The following is a 23653-nucleotide window of genomic DNA, read 5'->3' on the forward strand; positions in this document are numbered from 1 at the left end:
TGACCTGCTTCAACTGGATTACCTTCTTTATCCACTGGATTACCATCTTCATCTACATAAACAATGTGATAATGATGTGCTTCCTTGAATCGACCCGGTTGCTTCACTTTCTCATATGAATACGTTACATATTGCGTTTCACCTGGAATGTAGTTTTGGTTTTCGATACTACCATCATCATTTACATTTTGATTCAGCATATTTGAAGAAGGTGTTGTTTGAACCCATTTATATCCATCAGGAATTGGAGATGTATTAAATTTTTCATCTTCAGTACCTTTAGATTCATTTTGCTTCAATACTTCTTTTACTTCTGTCTTTTCAGGAATAAGTTCTCCTTCAAAAGTCAGAACTTTATCATAATAAATATGATTTTCAAAGAATGCACCTGGTTTATCTGTACCCTCTCCTGATGCTCCCTGTCCAATGACAACAAGTCCAGTTATCATTCTTGCTGTTGTGTTGTAATCATGAACATTACCAATTTCAGAACCAACTACGAACTCTCCTTGTTCGCCTGGCAGCAGTTGTCTAGCTTTTCCTTTAGTTACAGCTACGTATGATTTATTAGGATTTATAAGATCAAATCGCCATCCATTGCTTGATTGATCAAACGTAAGGTTAACATCATTTGTCACATCTACAGCATTAACTTCTTCAGGTACAAAGTAGTGACTTTCGTTTAGCTTATTACCTTCACTCACTTCATAAATTGTTACTTTTGCTTTTTCAAATTCCATAGGATTAATCGCTGAATCAGAAGTTTTGAAAGGATAAATCAGTCCGTATGTGCCTGATTGTAACTGATTAAACGTTGGGTTAAAATAAGAAATATTCGTATAATCTCGACTATCAATCACTTCATACAATACATTACTTACACCATAACCATTTTTCATACTAGGTTGATTGTTCGCATAATCAATATAAACATTTTTCTTATATTCTTTATCACCAATTGTATATCCAACAGTGTAGTTTCCACTATTAGGTGCATTCTCATAGTCATAAGCATGAGTATAACGTTGATTTATCTTAACATTCGATTTTCTTTCAACATAGTTTGTTAGAATATAGCGAATAAAGCTTTGGTCTCTGTAATCTTCTATCTCAGCAATCAATTCCCCAGTATTTCTATCTCGAACACCACGTTGAATTCCGGTGATTGGATCTCGCCCATTTGTTACATCATTAGGGTTAACTGGAGACACTGACAATGCAGGCTCATAATAGACGTCAAAGTAGTCCCCCTCTTTTGCTGTTAACGGGATTTCTGCTGTAAAATCGAAATTAGTATAGCCTAAATCACCATGTTTTCCACCTACCGCATGGACTCTATCTTTCACATCTAGAGTAGCAGTAACATTAAGTTGATCACTAATATTACCTCTTGTTGCATTCACAGAGGCCTCTTCAGTTTTTGGTAAATATTGGGCAAACGCTAATGATTCTTGATTTTCTTCAGAATCTTGATTTACTAATCCATCTTCTTCTACATTTGGTAATTCCTCAGAAAATATTGATGGCTCTTGATTTTCTTCATCAACTTGCTTTATAGAATTAACTTCTTCATCACCAATATTATTTTCAGACAATAATATATTTGTATCTTCGACAGGTTCTTCGGCCGCTTGTACATTATTTCCTAAAAATAATAATGAGCCAATAAGAACCGAGGCAGCTCCAAACTTAAACTTACGTATTGAATACTTATTAACTCGATTTGATAAAAATGTTTGTTTCTTCATTCTTTAGTACTTCTCCTTTATTAAAACAGATAAAGTCCATATAATTGTGTAAAAGTTAAAAGGCCATGTAACAGCCCTTTTACGGTACAATGTTTTTAACCACTAAAAACATACCCAGGAGGACGTTACATGACCCAAGTACATTTTACACTGAACAACGAAGAGGTTCAAAGTATTATTGAACATTCCGTTAAAGATGATGTGTCTAAAAATATTTTGACCACTGTTTTCAACCAATTGATGGAAAATCAACGAACAGAATATATTCAAGCCGATGACTATGAACGTTCAGAAAGTCGTCAGAGTCAAAGAAATGGCTATTATGAGCGAGACTTTACAACTCGTGTGGGCACACTCGAATTAAAAGTGCCTAGAACACGTGATGGTGAATTTTCACCGACGGTGTTTGAGCGTTATCAGCGAAATGAAAAGGCACTGCTCGCTTCAATGCTTGAGATGTATGTTTCAGGCGTTTCGACACGTAAAGTTTCAAAGATTGTTGAAAAGCTCTGTGGAAAATCGGTATCGAAATCTTTTGTTTCTAGCCTGACTGAACAGTTAGACCCGATGGTCAACGAATGGCAGAACCGTTCGCTCTCAGGTACGAATTATCCTTATCTGATGACTGATGTTCTCTACATAAAAGTCCGTGAGGACCATCGAGTGCTTTCTAAAAGCTGCCATATTGCGATCGGGATAACAGAAGGGGGTGATCGTGAAATCATTGGCTTCATGATCCAAAATGAAGAAAGTGATGACACATGGTCCATCTTCTTTGACTACTTAAAAGAACGCGGTCTACAGGGGACAGAACTCATCATTTCTGATGCCCATAAAGGCCTAGTGTCTGCGATTCGTAAGTCCTTTACCAACGCAAGTTGGCAGAGATGTCAGGTCCATTTTTTAAGAAATATCTTCAGTTCCATTCCAAAAAAGAATTCAAAACCGTTTAGAGAAGCAGTAAAAGCGATCTTTAAGTTTACGGATATTGAACTCGCTCGAACAGCTAAGAATGCCTTAGTCGGTGAATATATTGACCAGTCCAAATATACAAAAGCATGCGAAACATTGGATAATGGCTTCGAAGATGCCTTTCAATACACGGTCATCGGAAATGGCCACAATCGGCTAAAAAGCACCAACCTTCTTGAACGACTGAACCAGGAAGTCCGCAGAAGAGAAAAGATTATTCGTATCTTTCCCAACCGAGCGTCCGCCAATCGATTAATTGGAGCTGTCCTTATGGACCTTCATGATGAATGGCTCAGTTCTACAAGAAAATATATTAAGTTTGATCAATGAGTGACCGGTAAAACATTGTATAGTATTTTACACAGGATTGTGGACTTGACTCATTTTTATTCAGCTTGCTGATTTTAATTTATTGATTTTGCTCGATATGCGAACTCGATTTATTATATTTTTTATTTCAATAAATATATTTGAAATTTGAATTTCTCATTTTATAACTAACGAAAATTTATTGAACAATAAATTATTCTACTATCAAACTAAAAACTGTCTCTTTACAGTTGATAAAAATCAACTGTAAAGAGACAGTTTGCACCATTTCATGTGTATTACCAATCTTTATCCTTTGAGTCAATCAACAATGTCATCGGACCGTCATTAATAATCTTCACTTGCATATCCGCCCCAAATTCTCCCGTTTCAACTTTAAAACCTAGCGCTCTTAATTGCTCATTAAAGTCTTCGTAAAGTTGATTAGCATGGTCCGGTTGGGCAGCCCGGATAAAGCTAGGTCGGTTCCCTTTCTTAGTATTCGCAAATAAACTGAATTGACTAATGGACAATATCTCGCCTTGAACATCTTTTAACGAAAGATTTGTCTTTCCATCTTCATCTTCGAATAATCTTAAGTTGGCAATTTTTCGAACGCAATAATCGACATCCGACGCGTCATCATCATGGGTAACCCCAACTAAAATGACAAAGCCTTTATCAATCGAGCCACTCGTCTGTTGATTGACTTCAACCGAACTTTGTAGGCTTCTTTGAATCAATATACGCAATTTATTCACCCTTTAATTTGATAATCGACGAACTTCATAAACATTCGGAATATTTTTTAATTTGACCATTAACTCATCCAATTGCTGAGTATTTTTCACTAATACCCGTATCGTTACGATCGATCCGTTATTTTCATTAACTTTCCCATTAAAGCTATTTAAATTTGTCACAGTATGATTAATGACATGTAAGATATCATTTAGGAGCCCTGATCGATCAAAGCCCTCAATAATAATCTTGGCTTCATAGCCTCCCTCGTTCTCACTGTCTTGATCCCAATGCACTTCAATAAGACGATTTTCTAAATCATCTTCAGCATTTAAGTTAGGACAATCCATACGATGAACTGAAATACCACGACCACGCGTAATATAACCGACAATCTCATCACCAGGTACTGGATTACAGCATCGGCTGAGACGAATCATTAAATTATCAACACCCTCTACGACTACACCACTCTCATGAACAGAGCGAGGTTGATTTTTTTGCGTAGCGGGCTTAACTTGTTTTTGAGTAAGGATAGCTTCTTTGGCTTTCGGTTTAATTTCTAAATAATTTATAATGCTGGCAGCACTGATTTCACCTAATCCAATGGCAGCATACACATCTTCAATCGTTGCAAAATTAAATCGCTCCAAAATCCCTTGCTCATTTTTCTTCGTAGTAATTACTTTTAGGGTACTACCAATTTCTTTGAGTTCGCGTTCTAAGATATCTTGCCCTATTTCGCTATTGAGCTCACGCTCTTCCATCTTGAAGAACCGTTTGATACGGTTTTTAGCTTTACTTGTTGCAGTAAAGTTCAACCAATCTCGGCTCGGTCCTTTAGAATTAGGATTCGTTAAAATCTCTACAATATCACCATTACGTAGCTTGTAGTCCAGCGGGACGATTTGACCGTTAATCTTTGAGCCCACTGTCTTATTACCAATCTCAGAATGGATGTGGTAAGCAAAGTCAATGGGGCATGATCCGGTTGGTAATTCAATGACATCCCCATTTGGCGTAAAGACATACACTTGGTCTTTAAAGATATCTTCTTTAACAAAATCCATAAACTCGCTCGCATCTCGAGCCGCATCTTGTAATTCTACTAAGTCACGGAACCAGTCTAATTGCTTTTTGATTGTGTCATCTTCTTCGACTTTATCGACTCGGCCTTCTTTATAAGCCCAGTGCGCTGCGACCCCATATTCCGAAACATCATGCATTTGATGGGTACGAATTTGAATTTCAACCGGTTTCCCATTGTTACCTATCACTGTCGTGTGAATTGATTGATACATATTGGCTTTCGGCATGGCAATATAGTCTTTAAATCGACCAGGCATCGGTTTCCAGCGAGTATGGACTGCACCTAAAACGGCGTAACAATCTTTGATGGTTGGCACAATCACTCGAATCGCTAATAAGTCATAAATATCATCGAAATCTTTCTTTTGATCAACCATTTTTCGGTAAATTGAATAAATATGTTTAGGTCTTCCATAAATTTCTGCTTCAATATTCAAATCTTCAATTGAACCTTGAATATCTTGAATGGTTTTTTCAATAAAAGCCTCGCGCTCGACGCGCTTACTGTCCATTTTCTTCACAATATCATAGTAAGCGTCTTTATTAATATAGCGTAACGCAATATCTTCGAGCTCCCATTTAATCGAGCTAATCCCGAGGCGATCCGCTAACGGTGCGTAAATTTCAATCGCTTCTTGCGACTTTTCAATTTGTTTCTCAGGGCTTTGATATTTCATCGTGCGCATATTGTGAAGGCGGTCAGCCAATTTCACGATAATTACTCGCATATCTTTTGCCATCGCTAATAACATTTTGCGATGATTCTCAGCTAAGGCTTCCTGTTTACTTTGAAATTTCAACTTCCCTAACTTTGTAACCCCGTCGACTAAAAAAGCGACTGTTTCGCTAAAGCGTTCCGCAATTTCATCGAGTTCAATCTCTGTATCTTCAACCACATCGTGCAAGAATCCAGTTGCAATCGTATCCGGATCCATATGTAGCTCTGCTAAAATTCCAGCAACTTGGATACTATGAATGATATAAGGTTCTCCAGATAGTCGTAGCTGGCCTTCGTGAGCTTGGGTGGCAAACTCGAGTGCCTTTTTGATGAAAGCTACCTTAGTTTCATTCATATATTCACTACATAATTGGATGACTTCTTCTGCACTTAAATCATGACCTCTCACTCAGCTCGCCTCCTTCTATTGATTGATATTTTGTATTGGGTTTTTATTCACTAACAATTTGAATTCCTTTTGAAGCACCAATTCGTGTCGCACCTGCTTCAACCATATTCAACGCATCTTGGCGGTTACTAACGCCACCACTCGCTTTGATGCCAATTCTTCCTTGAGTAACAGTGTTCATTATTTGAACATCATTTAAGCTAGCACCGCGAGTTGAGAATCCAGTTGAAGTCTTCACAAAATCAGCTCCCGCATTGACAGTTGCTTCCGTTGCGTTTTTGATTTCTTCATCTGTTAAAAGCGCTGTCTCAACAATCACTTTTAAAACAGCTTTGCCTTTGACAGCTTCAGCAATTTGTTTAATTTCTTCTTCAACAGCTTCCCATTGTCCATCTTTCGCTTGACTAATATTAATTACCATATCCACTTCAGTGGCACCATTCGCAATCGCATCTTTCGCTTCGAAAACCTTCGTTGCAGTCGTATTCGCTCCAAGAGGGAACCCAATAACGGTACAAACTTCAACGTCACTCCCCTTTAATAATTCAGTCGCTTGTGGTACAAATGCCGGATTAACACAGACAGACTTGAAGTCATAGTCTTTTGCTTCTTGACAGAGTTGTTTAATTTGTGCTGAAGTTGCATCAGCTTTTAATAATGTGTGGTCGATTAATTTATTTAATTTCATAAAGGTACTTCCTCTCTTATAATTCTAATTGATAACTTAAAGCACTTAATAAATAGATTGGCGCTGTCTCTGCTCTGAGAATACGTGGACCTAAACTACAACTTAAGTAGTTTTGTTCATTTAAATATTGAATCTCCGATGGATCAAATCCTCCTTCAGAACCAAATACAGCGATAATGCTGTCAGTGGATTTAACGGATTCGAAGGCTGTTTTTAATGCCCCATGTTGCCCACTTTTTGCGGTATCTTCATACATTACCCAGCGATGATCTGCTTGGATCATCTTCGTCATTTCTTGTAGCGTCATCAGGTTATGGACGTAGGGAATTATTTCTCGTTTACTTTGTTGCGCTGCTTCTTTAGCAATCTTTTGGAGTCGTTCAACACGTTTTTGAGCTTTTTTGGGCTCCCATTTCACTACATCTCGTCTTAATACTAATGGAATAAATTCCATCATACCTGTTTCGGTTGCTTTTTGAACAATCCAATCTAGCTTATCATTTTTAGATAAACCACAAGCTACAATGACTTTAACTGGTAATTCACGTTCAAAATAAACTTGGTCTAATGCCTCAAGTTCCCATTCTTTTTCCGGTAGTGCTTGGAGCTGACAGCGATACGTCTGACGCTCTGAATCAACTACATGAATAATCTCCTGACTTTTTAATCGCATAACATTAATGATATGGTGCATATCATCTTGATTAAGTTGAAATCGGTCCCCTGTCTGTAATCGATCAGAATAAAAATATTGTTGCATCCAAATTCACCTCGAAATTCGACGATATACGATGGATACCCAATCATTTAATGGATATGATGCTACCCATTCAAAAGGATACGTCGTTAAATCCTCTTGGATAGATGGTAATTTATCTTGTAGAATTCCACCCAATATCAAGTAGCCCCCCTCACTGAGTAATCGGGTTGCATCTTCGAACATTCGAACAAGAATATGCGGTAAAATATTGGCTACAATCAGATCAGCAGGTTGGTCAATATCAACCAATAAATCATTTTGTTTAAAGTTTAACCGATTACTTTGTACCAAATCACAAATTGCTGTATCGGTTTGATAAGCCATATTTTCCTGAGCTGATTTTACCGCCATTTCATCCAAGTCTAACCCGAGCACTTCACTCGCACCTAAGGCCGCACTCGCAAAACTCAAAATACCCGTACCACAACCGACATCGATAACTTTATCACCGGGATGCAATACCGATTGAATTGCTTGCGTAATCGTTTCAGTGGTTGCATGATGTCCCGTACCAAAAGACATTCCCGGGTTCAATATAATCACATGTTCTCCCGGTTGGCATTCATAACTTAGCCACTTTGGCACAGCTACCAAGCGATCAGTTAGATGCTTAATTTCGTAATAGTCCATCCAATTTTGTTGCCAATTTTCTTCTTGCATTTTTTCTACTTCTAGAACATATTCCCCAAGAAGTCGTTGTTCCAACCACCCACACCACTCAGCTTGAAAATCATCTTTTTCATAGTAGACGATGAGTTGAATGGGTTGTTCGCGTTGACTCTCTGAAAGTTCTAGTGGAATCTCACCAAACCAGTCTTGATCGGATGTATTCATATATGTGATCGCATTTTTAACTTCGACTCCGCTCGCACCTAACTCGTTTGCATAATCAGTGATTTCTTCAATCAAGAGATTGTGTCCTTGCGGAATAGTGATAATGTATTGATACCAATATTTAATTTTAACCCTCTCCTTTAATACGGGAAATAAACCCGTTTGGGATTATAGCGACCCGACTGCTTCATCGTCTGAACGAGGCGTTGATACTCACAATTATTCCAGTGAATCAAGTTGAGCTCCTCACTAAAAGGCTGTTCATGGAGCTGAAGTCTTATCTTAGCCACTTGCCGTCGAGTATATTCTACAATACAGTACAATTCTCCAATCGCAATCCCTTGCTTATCATCGATGGGAATCGTATGAGATTGATGAAATTGCAACTGATCAATCGCATTTGAATTATATAAAATTAATTGATAAACATACACAGGTGTTTCAAACGGATGGTTCGGCAACAATTCATCTTTTAAGGGGTATTGAAATTGAATCGTAATAAATTCTTGGTTGTTAACCCAACTAATTCCCCACTCACAATGAAAGTAAGCTGCCTCCATTAATTCTTCTAAAACATCCAATATATATATATTATACATCACTTCACCTCGCTTATCATAATACTATTATGAATGACTCGTGAATGTTTAGCAATCCACTTGAGTTGTAAAGTTAAATGCAACACTTTCTGTTACATGATTCGATGAACTTAAAATCTCTTTACTTCTTCCCCTAGGAGAAGAAAAAATTTAAATACGACATTGTTGAAAATACTCTTCTGATGAACGTAGCCCTATCACTTCTCTAATCCTTTTATTGATTGCCTGAGTGGCTTGATCGATATCCATTTCTGAAAAAAGATGGATGGATTTTCCTTTAGGGATGAATTCCCTCAACAGTTTATTGAAGTTTTCGTTTGAGCCCCGTTCCCAGGATGCGTAGGCATGACAAAAATATACGTCTGTATTGAGTTCAGACATTAAGGAGAATTCAGAACCATTATCAAAAGTTATTGAAGCAAATAGGTTAGGGTTATCTGCTAGAATCTCTTCAAAGGCATTTTTAACCGTTTGACTTTTATAGTCGCTGATTTTCTTAGTAATGGCATAGCGTGTTTTTCTCTCTACCAAGGTAATGATTGCCGGTTCATTTTTCGTTTTCTTCCCTTTAACCAGATCAGCTTCCCAGTGTCCAAATGTTTCTCTTGATAAGACGTCCTCTGGACGATCGGTGATACTGGTACCTAGGATTCTTTTGTTTTTACCCTTAGGGTTACTATGCTGGTTTTTTCTTGGTTTCAGACGATACATGACAGGTAAGTCATGTGGTTTGATAGACAAAAGACCTTGACGTATATATGAATAGACGGTTTTAAACGTTGGTATATTCTCTACAGGATGCTTTTTTCTATAAAGAGCTATAAATGTCTTTATGTTGTAGAGCCGCTGTTTACCTTTAAACAATCCTTTAGTGAAGGCATCCTCCAGCGCAGAGAAGAAAGCGCTCGAGAAAGAAACAATCTTTTTGCGGACACACTTTAAACGTCTATTTTCATAAACAGATTGACCGGAATCTGAGTAGTACACAGTGACTTTCTTATTATAGCCATTAATCTGCTTGATCTGTTCTACAGTGCCCCGATTAATTTCTCTATGGATTGTGGAGCGGTTACGTCCAAGGCGTCTGCCTATCTCTGCTTTACTAATATCTTCATTTAACCATTTTTCTATTAGCTGTCTTTCTTTAAAGTCTAAATGAGTAAATGATCGGTTCTGATTTGTGTTATAATTATTTGTGGACATGAAGATTCTCCTTTGCTTATTTTGTGGTGATTTAAGTATAACGAATCTTCATGTCTTTTTGTATTTCAGAAATTACTGAGTGTTGCAATTCATTTTACAACACACCGTTTAGCAATCCAATATCGATGAACTTATTTTTTATTTGCTATTTAAAAGGAATAACGATATAATTTTTATGACTTTATGATTGGCCAAATGCCATAAATTAAGAGATATTAGTCCAAAGAATTATGAGGTGATCGACATGGCAGAAAAAAATTTAACGGCAAAAGATATTTTACAAAAAGAATTCAATCGCTCAATGCGTGGATATAATACCGCTGAAGTTGATGAATATTTAGATAGTATTATTCGTGATTACGATTCTTTCCAAAAAGATGTCGCCTATTTAAAAAATGAAAATGAACGATTAATTAGCAAAGTTGATGAATTATCTAAACAGCTTGCTTTAGCTAAAAAGAATGTCCCTACTTCACCAGGTAGCGGCGTCACCAACTTTGATATTTTGAAACGTTTATCAAACCTTGAAAAGCATGTTTTCGGTTCAAAAATAGATAATACCGATAATACGATTGATTATACACAATCAACCAAATTTTAATTTTAAGCTATAGTAAATTTCGGATAATCGCGGCGGATCAGCCGAGGAAAGTCCATGCTCGCACAAGCTGAGATGCTTGTAGTGTTCGTGCTTAGTGAAATAATAAGCTAAGGGAGTATTTATACTTACGGCAGCTAAACAACCTAAGGCCTAGTGCGATGGTTTAGTCAGCTCTAAGGTGCCACAGAGACGAGTCTTATTAGAAATAATAAGAATGGAACGGGTAAACCCCTCGAGCGAGCAACCCAAACAAAGGTAGGGGCACTCTCTCTAACAGGAATTCAACTTACGAGAGAGACAAATTTATTTGTAGATAGATGGTTATCCCATCACGATGATTCCTATGTCTTCGCGGTGGACAGAACATGGCTTATAGAAATTTACTACTCATAGGTAATGACTCTGGTTATCAGAGTCTTTTTTAATAAGAGAAGGAGGCACTTATGCAACAGTATCAACTTATTGCAACAGCTGCAGCAGGAATTGAAGGACTAGTCGCTAAAGAATTACAAGCACTAGGCTACGAAACACAAACTGAAAATGGTCTCGTTAAATTCCATGGTGACGCCCATGATATCGCTCGAACAAACTTATGGTTACGAACAGCTGACCGTGTCAAAATTTTATACGGTGAATTCAAAGCAAAAACGTTCGAATCCTTATTTGATCAAACGTACGCTCTACCTTGGGAGGATATCATCCCACTAGACGGCGAATTTCCCGTAAGTGGTAAATCCATCAAATCAACCTTGCATAGTGTGCCAAACGTTCAACGGATCGTTAAAAAAGCTATTAGTAAGAAATTACAAGATTACTATCACCGCCGACAATTCTTGCCAGAAACAGGAGACTATTACCCAATCGAAGTAGCGATTCGAAAAGACGTCGTCCGAATTACACTGGATACGAGTGGAACAAGCTTATTTAAACGTGGCTACCGTGAAGAAAAAGGAGGCGCCCCACTAAAAGAAAATATGGCTGCAGCCTTAATCCAACTGACGACTTGGTATCCTGACCGCCCCTTATATGATCCGATGTGTGGTTCCGGGACAATCCTAATTGAGGCGGCATTAATGGGGCATAATATCGCGCCAGGACTGTACCGTCATTTTGCTGCTGAGAAATGGCAACTCCTCAATCAAACTGAAAACCCCTGGGAACAGCAACGTATTGAAGCACGCCAAGCTATTAATCACGACGTGGCGCTACAACTTTATGGTAGTGATATTGACCATCGCATGATTGAAATTGCGAAAGCCAATGCTGATCAAGCGGGTGTTGGAGAATCCATTCAATTCAAGCAGATGCAAATTAATGATTTCTGTCCAACGGATGAATATGCGTTACTGATTACCAATCCACCTTATGGCGACCGCTTGATGGACGAAGAAAGTGTTCATGAATTGTACCGAACGATGGGTGAACGTCTAAACCCGCTGACGACTTGGAGTAAATATATCTTAACCAGCGACGATGACTTTGAAACTTATTATGGCCAAGTCGCGAATAAGAAAAGAAAATTATACAACGGTGCACTTAAAGTCACTTACTATCAATTCTGGTCACAATCAAATCGTAAACATAATTGATCAATGGGAATCGCCTCTTTCGCTTGATGCAATGCTTGCCGTGCTAGTTGATCGGCGTAGCGATTGTCTCGCTCACTGACCCACTTTGCAAAGAACAGAGAATACGCATCAATATACCGAAGTAAATTCTCAAGAAGTCGTTCATAACGTTCTTTTTTAGCATAACGCTTGTGAATCGAATCAATTACGATTTGACTGTCCGATTGATACTGAATTAACTCTATTGGGGATGCAATGCCCTTTAAGTGATGCATTGCGATTATCGCAGCCGCAAATTCCGTTTGATGATTATCATCCACATCGGTTAAATAATATTGATATTGGTAGCGTTGAGCGCCATCGATGACAATCCCAATTCCTGCGGTTTTTTGGACGGGATGATAGGCAGCATCCGTATATATTTGAATCACATTGTCTCCCCCTAAATTCTTATTAGAAAGGTTGTTTATGAATCCAATTCCTTTCCCTCACTCTAGTGAAAATGATTTAAAACGAAGTCAAAATTTACTAATGAATCATAAAGTTGCGCAAGCCGAAGCAATCCTTCGCCAAAGCCTTGAACATCAGTACGATATGAGTATTTTTAACGAATTAGTTGCAGTCTATCTCGATCAAAAAGATCACAAAGCAATCAAACAACTATGGCAGGACTATCCTTCATCAACCGATGATCTTATTCAATCAACTTCTTTGGCGAAAAGTTATATTGAGTCGCAAGCTTTGATGCCTTATCGATCACAGTCTTTATTGACCCTATATTCCTTGAAAGACCACTATGCTGATACAGAGCTCTTATCGTCGATTAATTTTGCGATCGAGCGATTTCGACAAATTGAATCCCTTGAATCGATACTCGATACATTGAATTTATCGACTGATAATCCTGACGATATTTTCCAACAATTCACGCAAAAAACGAACTTATCACTTCAACAAATCTTGCAATACTTGAGACAATCAAACCACGAAAATTTACCTGCGCTAATGCAACAACTCTTACTACTTGAATCTCTCGATAATTATAATAAATCATTCATCCTAGAATGGTTTATCCAAAACCAAGCTCCTACTGAATTGGAGCTTTACTGGTTTGGTGAAAGAATTGAAGTCAATACGTCAAAATTACCGATGCTCAGCGAAAGCTCTCAATATCTGCATGGATGCGAGATTTTTCAAGACTTCTTTGATCAATTTGATCCCCATTTGGCAGAGAGTACTTTTGATTTATTTCAATACAGTGCTCGAAGTTTCTATCCGAAGTTAGGCGAATGGCAAGATTATTTACCGACCTGGTTGAATCAGTTATTTCAGCACCAATCCTCTAAGTCAGACACCATTCAAAATGATCTCACTACTGCGCAACATTTTTCGCATATCTTGAACGACTATGCGGCATTCTTACTCGAACAAGGGGTTACTCCCCCTGAGGGACAATAACTTGTAGAGCAGATGGGAGGGCCTCTAATTCAACTGGTAATACAGGTCCGCTATTGCCATCAACATTCACGATCCGATCCATACCATCGACTTGTTCGATGGTTATTTTTTGACTTGATAGTGTTAAATAACGTTCTTGCGTTGGCGTATCCAGCTTATAATCTACAGCGGCACGGATTGTATCGAGTGTCGTTTGTCCTTTAACTGCAATAAGATGAATCAATCCATCGTCTACCTTTGCATGCGGAATCATTTGCTGGAAGCTTCCCACACTATTCGTTAAGCCCACAATTACTAAATTTGTTGTAAGTCGTAATTCTTCGCCTTCACCAGGTCGAATTCGCAATTCCATTGCATCTTGATCAAAAAATGTCTGTACCCCTTCTCGGACATAAGCCATAAAGCCCATTCGCTCTTTATCTTCACTTGACGTATTCATCACCGTATCAGGAAGCGCGCCAAGTGCTACAACGTTAATAAAGTACTCATCATTGATTCTCCCCACATCGATAAATTGTGTTCTCACATTGGAGTATTGTTCGATCAGTTGGTTTGGATTTAAGCTTAATTTCAAAGCGCGCGCTAAATCGTTCGCTGTTCCTAATGGGATAAAGCCAAAAATAGGACGCTCAGAATTTTGCATCAAACCATTCGCAGCTAGCGTCAAAGTGCCATCTCCCCCGAGACAGATCACCGTATCGTATCCTCGATTCGATGCCGTCATACATTCACGATAGATATCTTCGCCGGATTGAGAAATTTTGATATGACAGACTGCTCTATAATGTTCTTTTAATTGTTTCGCAAGCAACTCCCCATATCTTGGGGACTCTCCTTTACCGGCTGATGGATTACATACAATTAATACTTTTGAGAACATAAGCTTCCTCCAATATTGATAACATGAAATAAAATAAAAAAACTGTTAATATATCATTTAGATTACACTTTAACAAGTTATCATTCAACTCATTTCATTTATAGTATAATTGAAGGCGACAATGTGCGATTCACTAACATAGTGTATTCAATATGAATATTTTATATTATTGCGAAAGGATGGTGGATATTGGCATGGATTCAAAAGATTCGAATCAAAATAATCTTCAATCAAAAAATAAAATAAAACAATCCAAGCATAAGGCACCTGAAACCAAAGAGAATTTAGAAGCGACTCAAGTCCATAAATTCTCATCTTCAAAACAATCGAATGATACCAATCAAGAATTAACTAAAGTCATCGATCGAAAAGCACTCAATAAAAAATTAAATAAACAAGACGCGATTAAAGCTGAGCATCGTCAAAATCTTGAGAAACGACAACAAGCTAACTCGAACACGATGTCGGAGAAACATCACATAGACGGTCGTCGAACAACGGAGCTCCCATCTCGGCGAAACCGCAAAAAAGCTCGTCCTTCTTTAGAAAGTTGGTTTAAGCGCCCTACTTCTCAGACTAGGTCTGAAGAATCCTCTAATGATTCTCAAAAGAAGAAAGTTCGCTCAAGATCAAAAACTAGCTCAAAAGATACTGGTCCATCTAATTATTCATTAAGCCAATATACTGCCAAAGAAAAAAGCCAGATGATCTTAAATATTATTTTAGGTGTATTAGGAAAATTATTACTCATCGCTCTCGTAATCCTTTTATTAGGTGGGGCCCTTGTCGGTGGTATCGGTATTGGTTACTTTGCGAACCTCGTCGCAGATACGCCCCCACCAAGTCGTGAGGAAATGACCGCTAAGATTAACCACTTAGAGCAGCAGAGTACGTTGTACTATGCGAGCGGCGAACCGATAGCCAATGTACGAACGGATATTGTACGCTCTATTACAGAACTAGATGATATCTCACCATTTATTATCGATGGATTGATTGCCACAGAAGACGAACATTTTAGAGAGCATCCTGGCGTTGTTCCTAAAGCAATTATCCGAGCGACCATTGAAAATCTGCTCAAAGGATCAGGCACCGGAGGATCTACCTTAACTCAACAATTAGTGAAACAACAATTACTAACCGATGAGGTTACTTTCTTCCGGAAAGCCAATGAGATTCTATTAGCTTTACGCGTTGAGAATTACTTCTCGAAAGATGAAATCTTAACCGCTTATCTCAACGTTGCTTCCTTTGGGCGAAACAACAATGGTGATAATATTGCGGGAATTGGTAAAGCCGCAGAAGGTATTTTCGGAGTCAAGCCAAGTGAGGTTACCCTTCCCCAAGCAGCCTTCTTAGTGGGATTACCTCAAGCTCCTTATAGCTATACGCCATATAACCAATATGGTCATTTGCGTGAAGATCTAACCGACGGCATTGATCGCATGCATGAAGTTTTATTCCGGATGTACCGTGAACAAAAGATTACTAAGGAACAATACGAAGAAGCTAAGCATTACGATATTACGAAAGACTTCTTACCGATGGTTCCGCGTCAAGAAGAACGTCAGTCCTATCTCTATAACACCATTATGAAAGGTGCAATTGAGAAATTAATGCTAATGAAGATTCAAGCCGATAATCTATCTTGGCAAGAAGTCTATCAAGATGATGATTGGTATAATGAGTATTACTTTGAGGCTGAAAAACAATTGCAACTCGGTGGTTATAAAGTCTATTCAACCATTGACCGAGAAATTTATGATCAACTGCAAGTCTCTGCTCAAGCCTATAACGACCAAATTGGTGTTACCTATGACAGTATCTATACTGATCCTGAGACTGGCCATGAGACTTACTATGTTGAATCTGTTCAAACTGGAATGGTTGTGATTGAAAATGCTACCGGTAAAGTCTTAGGCTTTGTTGCCGGAACAGACTTTGAAAATAACCAGATTGACCATGCTTTCGGAATGCGACGTTCACCAGGTTCAACCATTAAGCCGCTGGCAGTTTACGGACCGGCGATTGAAAATAATTTAATTAATCCAGCCACCGTTGTACCCGATACAGCCTTTATCGAAGAATACGAAGATGGCAGCTACTGGGCTCCAACTAACTATGGTAATGCGATTAGTAATACGAATATTACGGTTCGTAGAGCCTTACTGCGTTCCGACAACTTACCTGCGATTCGAGTCTACAACGACCTAATCCAACGTGGTGTGCCAATTATTGACTACTTATCGCAAATGGGCTTCAACACCGTCGATAGTTACACTTATGAAGATACACAAAACTTAGCCTTCTCCATTGGAGGAGTCACTACTGGACCGACCGTCTTCGAAGAAACTCGGGCCTTTACGACCTTTGCTAATGGGGGTAAGTATATTGAAGGATACTTTATTGAACGAATTGAAGATGCGTTTGGTAATGTGATTTTCCAACAAGATACGCCGGCTAAAGATGTCTTCAGCGAAGATACCAATTATTTAATGGTTGATATGTTACGAGACACCTTGTCTCAAGGGACAGGACGCACAGCCAATGAAAATCTTGCCTTTACTGCAGACTGGATTATGAAAACCGGAATTAGTGAGCACTCAAAAGATATTTGGGTTCTCGGTTCGACTCCTAAAGTAACCATTGGTTCTTGGATTGGCTATGATTCAAGATATCAAGACTATACGATTGATGTAAATGATGGATTCGGATTAGAATCCGTTCGAAGCCAAATTTATTGGGCTAAGATTGTTAATGATCTTTACAATTTACGCCCTGAAATCTTTGGTACAGAGCAAACCTTCCAGCAACCTGAATCGGTTATCCAACAAGAAATCGTTGAACTTACCGGCACACTACCTGGAACAACCATCGTTAACGGTCAAACTTATAATCTATCTGGACCACTGAAGAGTGAACTCTTCAAGATTACCAACCCTGCCCCACCCTTAACAAGTAACTTCTTATTCGGGGCGACAGAAGAAGAACAATATTCATTCTGGTCACAACAAGCCAGCCTAGAGTATAAGTTAAGACAACAACAGCAACAACAAGAAACGACGACTGAAGATGATGAAGAAACAACTCAAGAAGCTTCAGAAGAAGTCTCTGAAGTTACTTCAAGTAATGATCAATAGGCATTTAACCACATTAACGCCCCAAAATTGGGGCGGTTTTTTTACAATAAAATAAGGTTGATGGATACATTTCCATCAACCTTTTATTATCAAATTGATTTATTCTTCTGTTGTCTTACGATGCTTAATTTTATGTGGTAAGTTCACCCTTCTCTCGTCGACTTCCTCATTATTCATAACTTTCGTCAACAGACGCATTGCCACAGCTCCAATATCATAGAGTGGCTGTTGAATACTTGATAAGGCTGGGCGAACAATTTCAGAGATTAATGAATTGTCATTGGAGATAATTTCAAAGTCTTCAGGAACTTGAATACCACGATCTAATAATTCAGACATCACTGCCGAAGCAAGTGCATCATCTTTAATAATCGCTGCATCGGCTTTCGCTTGCAACAGTTGCTCCACAATATTACTTGCATCTTTATAAGTCAATGAACCTTGAATTAATAATGAATCATCAAAGTCCACTTGATGCTCGGATAACGCACGTTTATACCCCTCAACTTGTTGAGTTGATAATAAGATATGTGGGCGCCCCGTTACAAGTGCGACTCGCTTCTTATGAGTTAACAGGTTCGATGTTGCATCATGATAAGCAGCAATCATATCGATATTTACACTATACGCGTCTTCAATGTCATTCGCTGTTCCAGCAAATACCACTGGTGTATTGGTCCGTTCAATCTCACGTTTAATTGAATCGGTCACATTCTCCGCCATAAAGACAATCCCATCTACTTGATTATCTAACATGGTATTGAAGACTTGAATTTCTTTTTCTTTACTTTCATCAGAGTTCGCTAAGATAATGTTATACTTATACATCAACGCAATATCATCAATTCCTCGAGCGAGTTGCGCGAAGAACAAATTGGTAACGCTCGGCAAAATAACGCCAACCGTCGTCGTCTTCTTACTTGCTAATCCTCGTGCGACTGCATTTGGACGATAATTTAATTTCTCGATTACATCTGAAACTTTCTTACGGGTACTTGGTTTAACATTTGGGTTTCCGTTAACTACACGTGAAACCGTAGCCATGGACACACCCGCTTCTCTTGCAACATCATAAATTGTAATAGTTTGTTTCGCCATGCCGGCATCACCTCTTTCATTCTAACATATCCAATGTAGCATAAAACCCAAAGGGTTGCAAGCGCTTAATTCCCTTTTGCGATATCTTTTCATTTATTTTCATAGAAAAAATGCTCACATTTGGTGAGCATTTCTTAATTCAACTTTCAATCGAATTATTTAGCGTCCTTGGCAGCTTTTTGAACTTTATCAGCAGATTCTTTAGCTGAGTCTTTTAAGTCTTTTGCTGCATCTTTTGTTTCATCTGCTAAGTGCTTAGCTTCTTTTTCAGCTTGTTTAGCACCAGCTTCGACTTTATCTTTAGTTTCTTTTGCTTCAGATTCAAGTTCTTGACCTGCAGCCTTAGCTTCTTTTTTCGCTTCTTCTGCTACATCTTTGGCATCAGATTTAACGTCTTCCCACTTATCTTCAGCTTTGTCCATTGCTTGGTCAAATGAATGTCTTACATCATACGCTGTTTCACGAATTTGAAGTTCAACATCATCTCTCATCTCAGCTGCTTGATCCATTAGATCTGCACCGCGATCCATTGCGTAATCTTTGTATCCCTCTGCTTTGATTAAGAACTCATCAAATTCGTCTGAGATATCTTGACGTAATTCTGCCCCTGATTTAGGAGCGAATAATAAAGCTGCAATACCTGCTACAGCAGCACCAAATACTGCTCCTAATACAAATTGTCCATCATTGTTTGATTTTCTCATGAATAATCCCCCTTTAGAATTTAATTATTTTTTAATAACAACTTCGCCCGCTGTTTTAGACGGTTGTTTATCCGTTAAATTAAATAAATCGTTCTCTTCTTGAGTCCAGTAATGTTCTGTCGAACGTATTGGCTGTTGTTTAACCGGCTGTCCCTTTCTTGAATAGTCGGTCGCATAAGTTCGTTTACGATTTATCGTTGGCTTGGCAATTCGAGCAATTCGACTGAGTGTATTGGGCTTTTTCTTTCTAAAACTTGCACCACTTAAAAAATTCGATGCCATCGCTTTAGTTGAATCATTAACCTCAGAAACTGTCTCACCCAAGTCACCAATGGCAGTGAATAAAGGGTCTGTTTTGTTTAATTTACCACCAACATCATCTACCAATGCATTTGTCTTATTCAATAGCCCTTCGACTTCAATCGATAAATTATCAACGTCTTTAGTAACAATATCAATCGTATTATTTAACTTATTGACCGTTACACTGACTTCTTTAATCACATCCGCTACTTTTGACAAATTGAGACAAATAAATGCAACTAGCACTGCAAAAGAGATTGCAGCAATTAGTCCTGCTAATCCACCTAATGACACGCTATACTTCACCTCTTTTCACTGTTTGTATTTATTATACATTGATTTACTTTCAACTACAAATAATTCTTACCGACATTTCATCCGTCAGTATGGTACACTGAAGAAGTAAATAGTATGAAAGGAGCACTATTTTGAACTTATTTAACTACTTCGAATCCGTTCTTCGCAGTCGTCTGCCTGAACAATTATCCGAACATTCAATTGATTTGATTATAATTATTTCTTCAATGATTGCTTGTACATTGCTAATGTTGATTGCTCGCTACGTGATTAATAAATTAATGAACGAGAACTTAATCCAAAAAATTAGTCTCAATCGATCACGTTCAATTAGTCGTATTCGGACGATCAACAGTATTTTGCGAAATCTTTTTATGTATTCGCTCTACTTTATCTATGCTTATACCATTCTTGATTTACTAGGTCTGCCTGTTCGAACATTGGTAGCAGGAGCTGGAATTGCGGGGGTAGCAATCGGTCTTGGTGCCAAAGACTTAATCAGTTCATTTATTACGGGGTTCTTTATCTTATTCGAGAATCAAATGGAGATTGGTGATTTAGTTGTAATTAACCAAGAGATTATGGGGACGGTTACAAAAATCGGAATCCGAACGTCAACCATTCGGACCGCTACTGGGGATAATTATTATATTGAAAACAGTGAAATATCAATAATTAATAATATGAGCCGCAGTATTCGCCAAATTAACATCGACTTACCCGTCAGTGATTTGAATGATCTCTCAGCTTTTGAATCTGTTATTCACCAGACAACCGAGGAGATTTGTCAAAACTATAATAGCGTCATTACTGATGAGCCTACTTATATTGGTCTCGTTCGAGGCGAAGGGCAATCTTTTAATTATCGAATCTCGATTCGCGTTCAAGTAGGAGAGGATTATGTCCATTCAGGTATTTTCTACCGTGAATATTTTCGCGCTCTTCAAGCACATCAATACCATATCCCTTACTCAATTTACGACACCATTCCAGCTACCGATATTTAATCGGCAAGCTGGGATGCTGTCTTTTTAATTTTTTCAATTTGTTGATCTGTCAATGTTAAATCCTTCGAATGAAGTAAATGATTTAAACGAGATAACAAATTACGTCGGGTCACAATCCCTAGGAAAGTCTGATTATCATCCACAAGACATAAGAAATTATCTGTAACAAGTTGAGATAGAATGTATTCAAACGAAGAATTGCGGTGAATCATAATTGGTTTTACTAATTCGATATCTTTAACTTGAATATCATTGAGCACCAATAAATCAAAATTTTGATTTTTTAAGGCTTCGTTAACAATGACTCTTAAATTGATTAATCCTACAAGTTGGTCTTTATTATTAAGTACAGGGATCGTTGAATACTTGCGATTGGTTAAAATCATCAATGCGGTAATTAACGAATGTTCCTGATAAACACTGGCAACATCTTCACTAGAAATTAAAAAGTCATCCACATCGTTCATAATTAACTTTGCTAAAGCTTGATTAATCAAATTATTCTCCCTCATTCCATTCAAATTGTTGTGATAATTCTTTTATTTTTTCATGCTTCAAACTGTAATAATCTACAATAACTCCAATTTCATTCAACGTGATGAGCGCATAAGTTGAAGTTGGATATGCCCCCCGAGATCGACTCACACTTCCTGGATTAATCAATGTACAATCTGAATAGCGAGTCACCCTCAAACAATGCGTGTGACCATGTAAGACGATTGAAGCGCCGACTTGATTTGCGGAATGACGCAATCCTTCATCAGACCAATTCACTTGATACAAATGCCCATGAGTGATAAATAGTTTCCCATAAGGGGTTTCTAAAACTTCTTGATCAGGATAGTCTGGATAAAAATCCATATTTCCTTTTACAACGACATCCACGGATTGCCAGATTGGATCATCGGGACGGAATTCAGAGTCTCCACAATGAATAATATAATCAACATTCGGTCGATATTTAGCGATTAGCGATTTAACATAATCATACTGTCCATGATTATCACTAAGAACCAGTAGTTTCATCTTGAACTCCTTCTAACCATGTAGGTAATGATTGTTGTAATTGATCAATCGCACGGCGGCGATGACTCACCTTATTTTTTTCATAAAGTGGCATTTGCGCAAAGGTTTGTTTCGCAGGCGGATAGTAAAAGAGCGGGTCATAACCAAACCCTTCATCCCCTTGCAGTACTTCAAGTATCAGTCCTTCAGCCTTTCCTTCAACGGATAAATAGGCTCCGTTCGGCGCATAAACAACTAGGTGTGAGACGAAATAAGCCTTGCGTTGATCACCTTCTAATCCTGTCATTCGTTCCAATAATTTAAGATTATTTCGGTGGTCATCTTTAGGCTCACCACTGTATCGAGCGCTATATATTCCAGGCTCATTCCCAATCGCTGGCACAACTAACCCTGAATCATCAGCTAAAGCATAGGCTTGATATTTTTCAGCGATTGACTTAGCTTTAATCAAAGCATTCGCTTCAAAGGTATCCCCATCTTCAATAATTTCTTGATGATCGTTTAATTCAAGTAATGACGTTACCTCAAAGCCAAACGGTTCAAGTAATGGAATAAATTCTTTAATTTTGTGCTCATTATGGCTCGCAATAATAATCTTCACAAATAATGTCTCCTTTAATATGGCATGGTTTCACTTCAATCGTTGAATCTTGTAACCAAACACGTGAAAAGTGGGTAAATTGTTCTGCATTTCCCGTGGTATAAATACGTAAAGTGGCCGGATGATCCAATGCATCGTGAGTGGTCTTACTAATATTAAAATAATCAAGGACCATACTCACTTCATTAATTGTCTCTACACCAGAGTCAATTAAAGTCGTATCTTCTCCCATTACCTCTTGAATTTGATCGTAGAGATGCGGATAATGCGTACAACCTAGTACTAAAGTATCAACCTGCGCCTCTTTAAACGGCTGAAGTCGTTGCTCAATCACTTGAAACGTCGAAGGTTGATCCATCGCATTATCTTCGACAATCGTTACAAATTCCGGGCAGGCAATACTAAAAAGTTCTAAATCCATATTTTTATTACGCATCACTTTGGCATACATTTCACTCTTAATAGTACCTTCTGTTCCAATCACACCTATGCGACCCGAGTGGGTCATTTTAATTGCGGCTCTCGCTCCCGCATGAATAACACCGACTACCGGTATTGACACTTGACTTCGGATTGTTTCCAATGCCGCTGCTGTTCCAGTATTACAGGCGATGACTAACATTTTTATTCCTTGGTTTAGTAGAAAATGAGTTAATTGGTGGATATATTTTCGGACGTCCTCTGACGATTGGGGTCCATAGGGCGCTCTTGCACTATCGCCCAAGTAGATAATCGATTCATTGGGTAACTGACGTAAAAGTTCCTTCACTACGGTTAAACCACCGTATCCTGAATCAATCACGCCAATTGGCAGGTTCCTCATTTCATCACCTAGTTCCTTTTATTCTTAATTAAATTATACTATAAGATTAGAAAAACCTCGAATAAAATTCGAGGTTT

The 23653-nt window shown here is 38.2% G+C and carries 23 protein-coding genes and 1 other RNA gene; 7 read left to right on the forward strand and 17 right to left on the reverse strand.

The window, feature by feature from the left end; genetic code table 11:
• Positions 1-1748: YSIRK-type signal peptide-containing protein (locus tag HMPREF9707_RS09075; protein ID WP_006701405.1), on the reverse strand; the 1748-nt coding region annotated here is incomplete at its 3' end.
• A 129-nt stretch (positions 1749-1877) separates the two neighbouring features.
• Here HMPREF9707_RS09075 and HMPREF9707_RS03900 point away from each other — a divergent pair.
• Complete coding sequence (locus tag HMPREF9707_RS03900) at positions 1878-3050, forward strand: IS256-like element IS1542 family transposase (protein ID WP_006701406.1); 1173 nt, start codon at positions 1878-1880, stop codon at positions 3048-3050.
• Between the two features lie 278 nt (positions 3051-3328).
• Here the strand turns inward: HMPREF9707_RS03900 and dtd are convergent, their stop codons facing one another.
• From dtd to HMPREF9707_RS03935, 7 genes are all read right to left on the reverse strand, one after another.
• On the reverse strand, positions 3329-3781 hold the full coding sequence (dtd, locus tag HMPREF9707_RS03905) for a D-aminoacyl-tRNA deacylase (protein ID WP_006701407.1): 453 nt from the start codon (positions 3779-3781) through the stop codon (positions 3329-3331).
• Between the two features lie 12 nt (positions 3782-3793).
• Positions 3794-5932 carry a RelA/SpoT family protein gene (locus tag HMPREF9707_RS03910; protein ID WP_051007505.1) on the reverse strand — a complete coding sequence of 713 codons (2139 nt, stop codon included), beginning with the start codon at positions 5930-5932 and terminating at the stop codon, positions 3794-3796.
• A gap of 97 nt (positions 5933-6029) precedes the next feature.
• On the reverse strand, positions 6030-6674 hold the full coding sequence (gene deoC, locus HMPREF9707_RS03915) for a deoxyribose-phosphate aldolase (RefSeq protein WP_006701409.1): 645 nt from the start codon (positions 6672-6674) through the stop codon (positions 6030-6032).
• A 16-nt stretch (positions 6675-6690) separates the two neighbouring features.
• On the reverse strand, positions 6691-7434 hold the full coding sequence (locus HMPREF9707_RS03920) for a 16S rRNA (uracil(1498)-N(3))-methyltransferase (RefSeq protein WP_006701410.1): 744 nt from the start codon (positions 7432-7434) through the stop codon (positions 6691-6693).
• A gap of 6 nt (positions 7435-7440) precedes the next feature.
• A complete protein-coding gene (locus HMPREF9707_RS03925) occupies positions 7441-8343 on the reverse strand; it encodes a 50S ribosomal protein L11 methyltransferase (RefSeq protein WP_006701411.1) in 903 nt (300 codons plus the stop codon).
• A 65-nt stretch (positions 8344-8408) separates the two neighbouring features.
• Entirely contained in the window at positions 8409-8867 is a 459-nt protein-coding gene (locus tag HMPREF9707_RS03930) for a hypothetical protein (protein ID WP_006701412.1), read from the reverse strand.
• Positions 8868-9017: 150 nt separating this feature from the next.
• Positions 9018-10070 carry an IS30 family transposase gene (locus HMPREF9707_RS03935; RefSeq protein WP_006701261.1) on the reverse strand — a complete coding sequence of 351 codons (1053 nt, stop codon included), beginning with the start codon at positions 10068-10070 and terminating at the stop codon, positions 9018-9020.
• Positions 10071-10314: 244 nt separating this feature from the next.
• Between HMPREF9707_RS03935 and gpsB the strand changes: the two genes are divergently transcribed.
• The 3 genes from gpsB to HMPREF9707_RS03945 all read left to right on the forward strand — a co-directional run bounded on the left by gpsB (position 10315) and on the right by HMPREF9707_RS03945 (position 12260).
• A complete protein-coding gene (gpsB, locus tag HMPREF9707_RS03940; protein WP_006701413.1) occupies positions 10315-10671 on the forward strand; it encodes a cell division regulator GpsB in 357 nt (118 codons plus the stop codon).
• Between the two features lie 15 nt (positions 10672-10686).
• Positions 10687-11049: RNase P RNA component class B (rnpB, locus tag HMPREF9707_RS08730), an RNA gene on the forward strand.
• A 65-nt stretch (positions 11050-11114) separates the two neighbouring features.
• Positions 11115-12260 (forward strand): THUMP domain-containing class I SAM-dependent RNA methyltransferase, encoded by a 1146-nt coding sequence (locus HMPREF9707_RS03945; RefSeq protein ID WP_006701414.1) that lies wholly within the window; start codon positions 11115-11117, stop codon positions 12258-12260.
• Here HMPREF9707_RS03945 and HMPREF9707_RS03950 read toward each other — a convergent pair.
• Entirely contained in the window at positions 12224-12670 is a 447-nt protein-coding gene (locus tag HMPREF9707_RS03950; RefSeq protein WP_006701415.1) for a ribonuclease HI family protein, read from the reverse strand. The two genes, HMPREF9707_RS03945 and HMPREF9707_RS03950, sit on opposite strands and share 37 nt — an antisense overlap.
• Positions 12671-12707: 37 nt before the next feature.
• Here HMPREF9707_RS03950 and HMPREF9707_RS03955 point away from each other — a divergent pair, with 37 nt between their 5' ends.
• Positions 12708-13697 (forward strand): hypothetical protein, encoded by a 990-nt coding sequence (locus tag HMPREF9707_RS03955; RefSeq protein ID WP_006701416.1) that lies wholly within the window; start codon positions 12708-12710, stop codon positions 13695-13697.
• Here HMPREF9707_RS03955 and HMPREF9707_RS03960 read toward each other — a convergent pair.
• On the reverse strand, positions 13675-14577 hold the full coding sequence (locus tag HMPREF9707_RS03960; protein WP_006701417.1) for a diacylglycerol/lipid kinase family protein: 903 nt from the start codon (positions 14575-14577) through the stop codon (positions 13675-13677). The genes HMPREF9707_RS03955 and HMPREF9707_RS03960 overlap by 23 nt on opposite strands.
• 194 nt (positions 14578-14771) lie before the next feature.
• Between HMPREF9707_RS03960 and HMPREF9707_RS03965 the strand changes: the two genes are divergently transcribed.
• The gene (locus HMPREF9707_RS03965; RefSeq protein WP_006701418.1) at positions 14772-17717 is read left to right on the forward strand and encodes a transglycosylase domain-containing protein; all 2946 of its coding nucleotides are present in this window, start codon (positions 14772-14774) and stop codon (positions 17715-17717) included.
• A 99-nt stretch (positions 17718-17816) separates the two neighbouring features.
• Here the strand turns inward: HMPREF9707_RS03965 and ccpA are convergent, their stop codons facing one another.
• From ccpA to HMPREF9707_RS03980, 3 genes are all read right to left on the reverse strand, one after another.
• Complete coding sequence (ccpA, locus tag HMPREF9707_RS03970) at positions 17817-18815, reverse strand: catabolite control protein A (RefSeq protein ID WP_006701419.1); 999 nt, start codon at positions 18813-18815, stop codon at positions 17817-17819.
• 155 nt (positions 18816-18970) lie between these two features.
• Positions 18971-19519, reverse strand: a complete 549-nt coding sequence (locus HMPREF9707_RS03975; protein WP_006701420.1) for a YtxH domain-containing protein — start codon at positions 19517-19519, stop codon at positions 18971-18973.
• 24 nt (positions 19520-19543) lie between these two features.
• A complete protein-coding gene (locus HMPREF9707_RS03980) occupies positions 19544-20116 on the reverse strand; it encodes a DUF948 domain-containing protein (RefSeq protein WP_006701421.1) in 573 nt (190 codons plus the stop codon).
• Positions 20117-20250: 134 nt separating this feature from the next.
• On the opposite strand from HMPREF9707_RS03980, the gene HMPREF9707_RS03985 reads away from it, so the two are divergent.
• On the forward strand, positions 20251-21126 hold the full coding sequence (locus HMPREF9707_RS03985) for a mechanosensitive ion channel family protein (RefSeq protein WP_006701422.1): 876 nt from the start codon (positions 20251-20253) through the stop codon (positions 21124-21126).
• Here the strand turns inward: HMPREF9707_RS03985 and cbpB are convergent.
• Genes cbpB through racE form a run of 4 tightly spaced genes read right to left on the reverse strand, consistent with a single transcriptional unit; the run spans position 21123 to position 23576 of the window.
• Positions 21123-21623, reverse strand: a complete 501-nt coding sequence (cbpB, locus tag HMPREF9707_RS03990) for a cyclic-di-AMP-binding protein CbpB (protein ID WP_006701423.1) — start codon at positions 21621-21623, stop codon at positions 21123-21125. The two genes, HMPREF9707_RS03985 and cbpB, sit on opposite strands and share 4 nt — an antisense overlap.
• A 1-nt stretch (position 21624) precedes the next feature.
• Positions 21625-22152 carry a YfcE family phosphodiesterase gene (locus HMPREF9707_RS03995; protein ID WP_006701424.1) on the reverse strand — a complete coding sequence of 176 codons (528 nt, stop codon included), beginning with the start codon at positions 22150-22152 and terminating at the stop codon, positions 21625-21627.
• Positions 22133-22753, reverse strand: a complete 621-nt coding sequence (locus tag HMPREF9707_RS04000; protein WP_006701425.1) for an XTP/dITP diphosphatase — start codon at positions 22751-22753, stop codon at positions 22133-22135. Before HMPREF9707_RS04000 ends, HMPREF9707_RS03995 begins: the two co-directional genes overlap by 20 nt.
• Positions 22728-23576, reverse strand: a complete 849-nt coding sequence (gene racE, locus HMPREF9707_RS04005; protein ID WP_006701426.1) for a glutamate racemase — start codon at positions 23574-23576, stop codon at positions 22728-22730. The genes HMPREF9707_RS04000 and racE overlap by 26 nt, the downstream gene beginning before the upstream one ends.
• Positions 23577-23653: the final 77 nt, after the last annotated feature.

Source organism: Falseniella ignava CCUG 37419, assembly GCF_000301055.1.
GTDB lineage: Bacteria > Bacillota > Bacilli > Lactobacillales > Aerococcaceae > Falseniella > Falseniella ignava.

Coding starts and splice junctions, on each gene's coding strand:
- HMPREF9707_RS03945 (WP_006701414.1), top strand. CDS start 11,115: ATGCAACAGTATCAACTTATTGCAACAGCTGCAGCAGGAATTGAAGGA.
- HMPREF9707_RS03955 (WP_006701416.1), top strand. CDS start 12,708: ATGAATCCAATTCCTTTCCCTCACTCTAGTGAAAATGATTTAAAACGA.
- deoC (WP_006701409.1), bottom strand. CDS start 6,674: ATGAAATTAAATAAATTAATCGACCACACATTATTAAAAGCTGATGCA.
- HMPREF9707_RS03965 (WP_006701418.1), top strand. CDS start 14,772: ATGGATTCAAAAGATTCGAATCAAAATAATCTTCAATCAAAAAATAAA.
- HMPREF9707_RS03935 (WP_006701261.1), bottom strand. CDS start 10,070: ATGTCCACAAATAATTATAACACAAATCAGAACCGATCATTTACTCAT.
- HMPREF9707_RS03910 (WP_051007505.1), bottom strand. CDS start 5,932: ATGAATGAAACTAAGGTAGCTTTCATCAAAAAGGCACTCGAGTTTGCC.
- HMPREF9707_RS03960 (WP_006701417.1), bottom strand. CDS start 14,577: ATGTTCTCAAAAGTATTAATTGTATGTAATCCATCAGCCGGTAAAGGA.
- HMPREF9707_RS03975 (WP_006701420.1), bottom strand. CDS start 19,519: ATGAGAAAATCAAACAATGATGGACAATTTGTATTAGGAGCAGTATTT.
- HMPREF9707_RS03900 (WP_006701406.1), top strand. CDS start 1,878: ATGACCCAAGTACATTTTACACTGAACAACGAAGAGGTTCAAAGTATT.
- HMPREF9707_RS03930 (WP_006701412.1), bottom strand. CDS start 8,867: ATGTATAATATATATATATTGGATGTTTTAGAAGAATTAATGGAGGCA.
- ccpA (WP_006701419.1), bottom strand. CDS start 18,815: ATGGCGAAACAAACTATTACAATTTATGATGTTGCAAGAGAAGCGGGT.
- HMPREF9707_RS03995 (WP_006701424.1), bottom strand. CDS start 22,152: ATGAAACTACTGGTTCTTAGTGATAATCATGGACAGTATGATTATGTT.
- gpsB (WP_006701413.1), top strand. CDS start 10,315: ATGGCAGAAAAAAATTTAACGGCAAAAGATATTTTACAAAAAGAATTC.
- HMPREF9707_RS03920 (WP_006701410.1), bottom strand. CDS start 7,434: ATGCAACAATATTTTTATTCTGATCGATTACAGACAGGGGACCGATTT.
- racE (WP_006701426.1), bottom strand. CDS start 23,576: ATGAGGAACCTGCCAATTGGCGTGATTGATTCAGGATACGGTGGTTTA.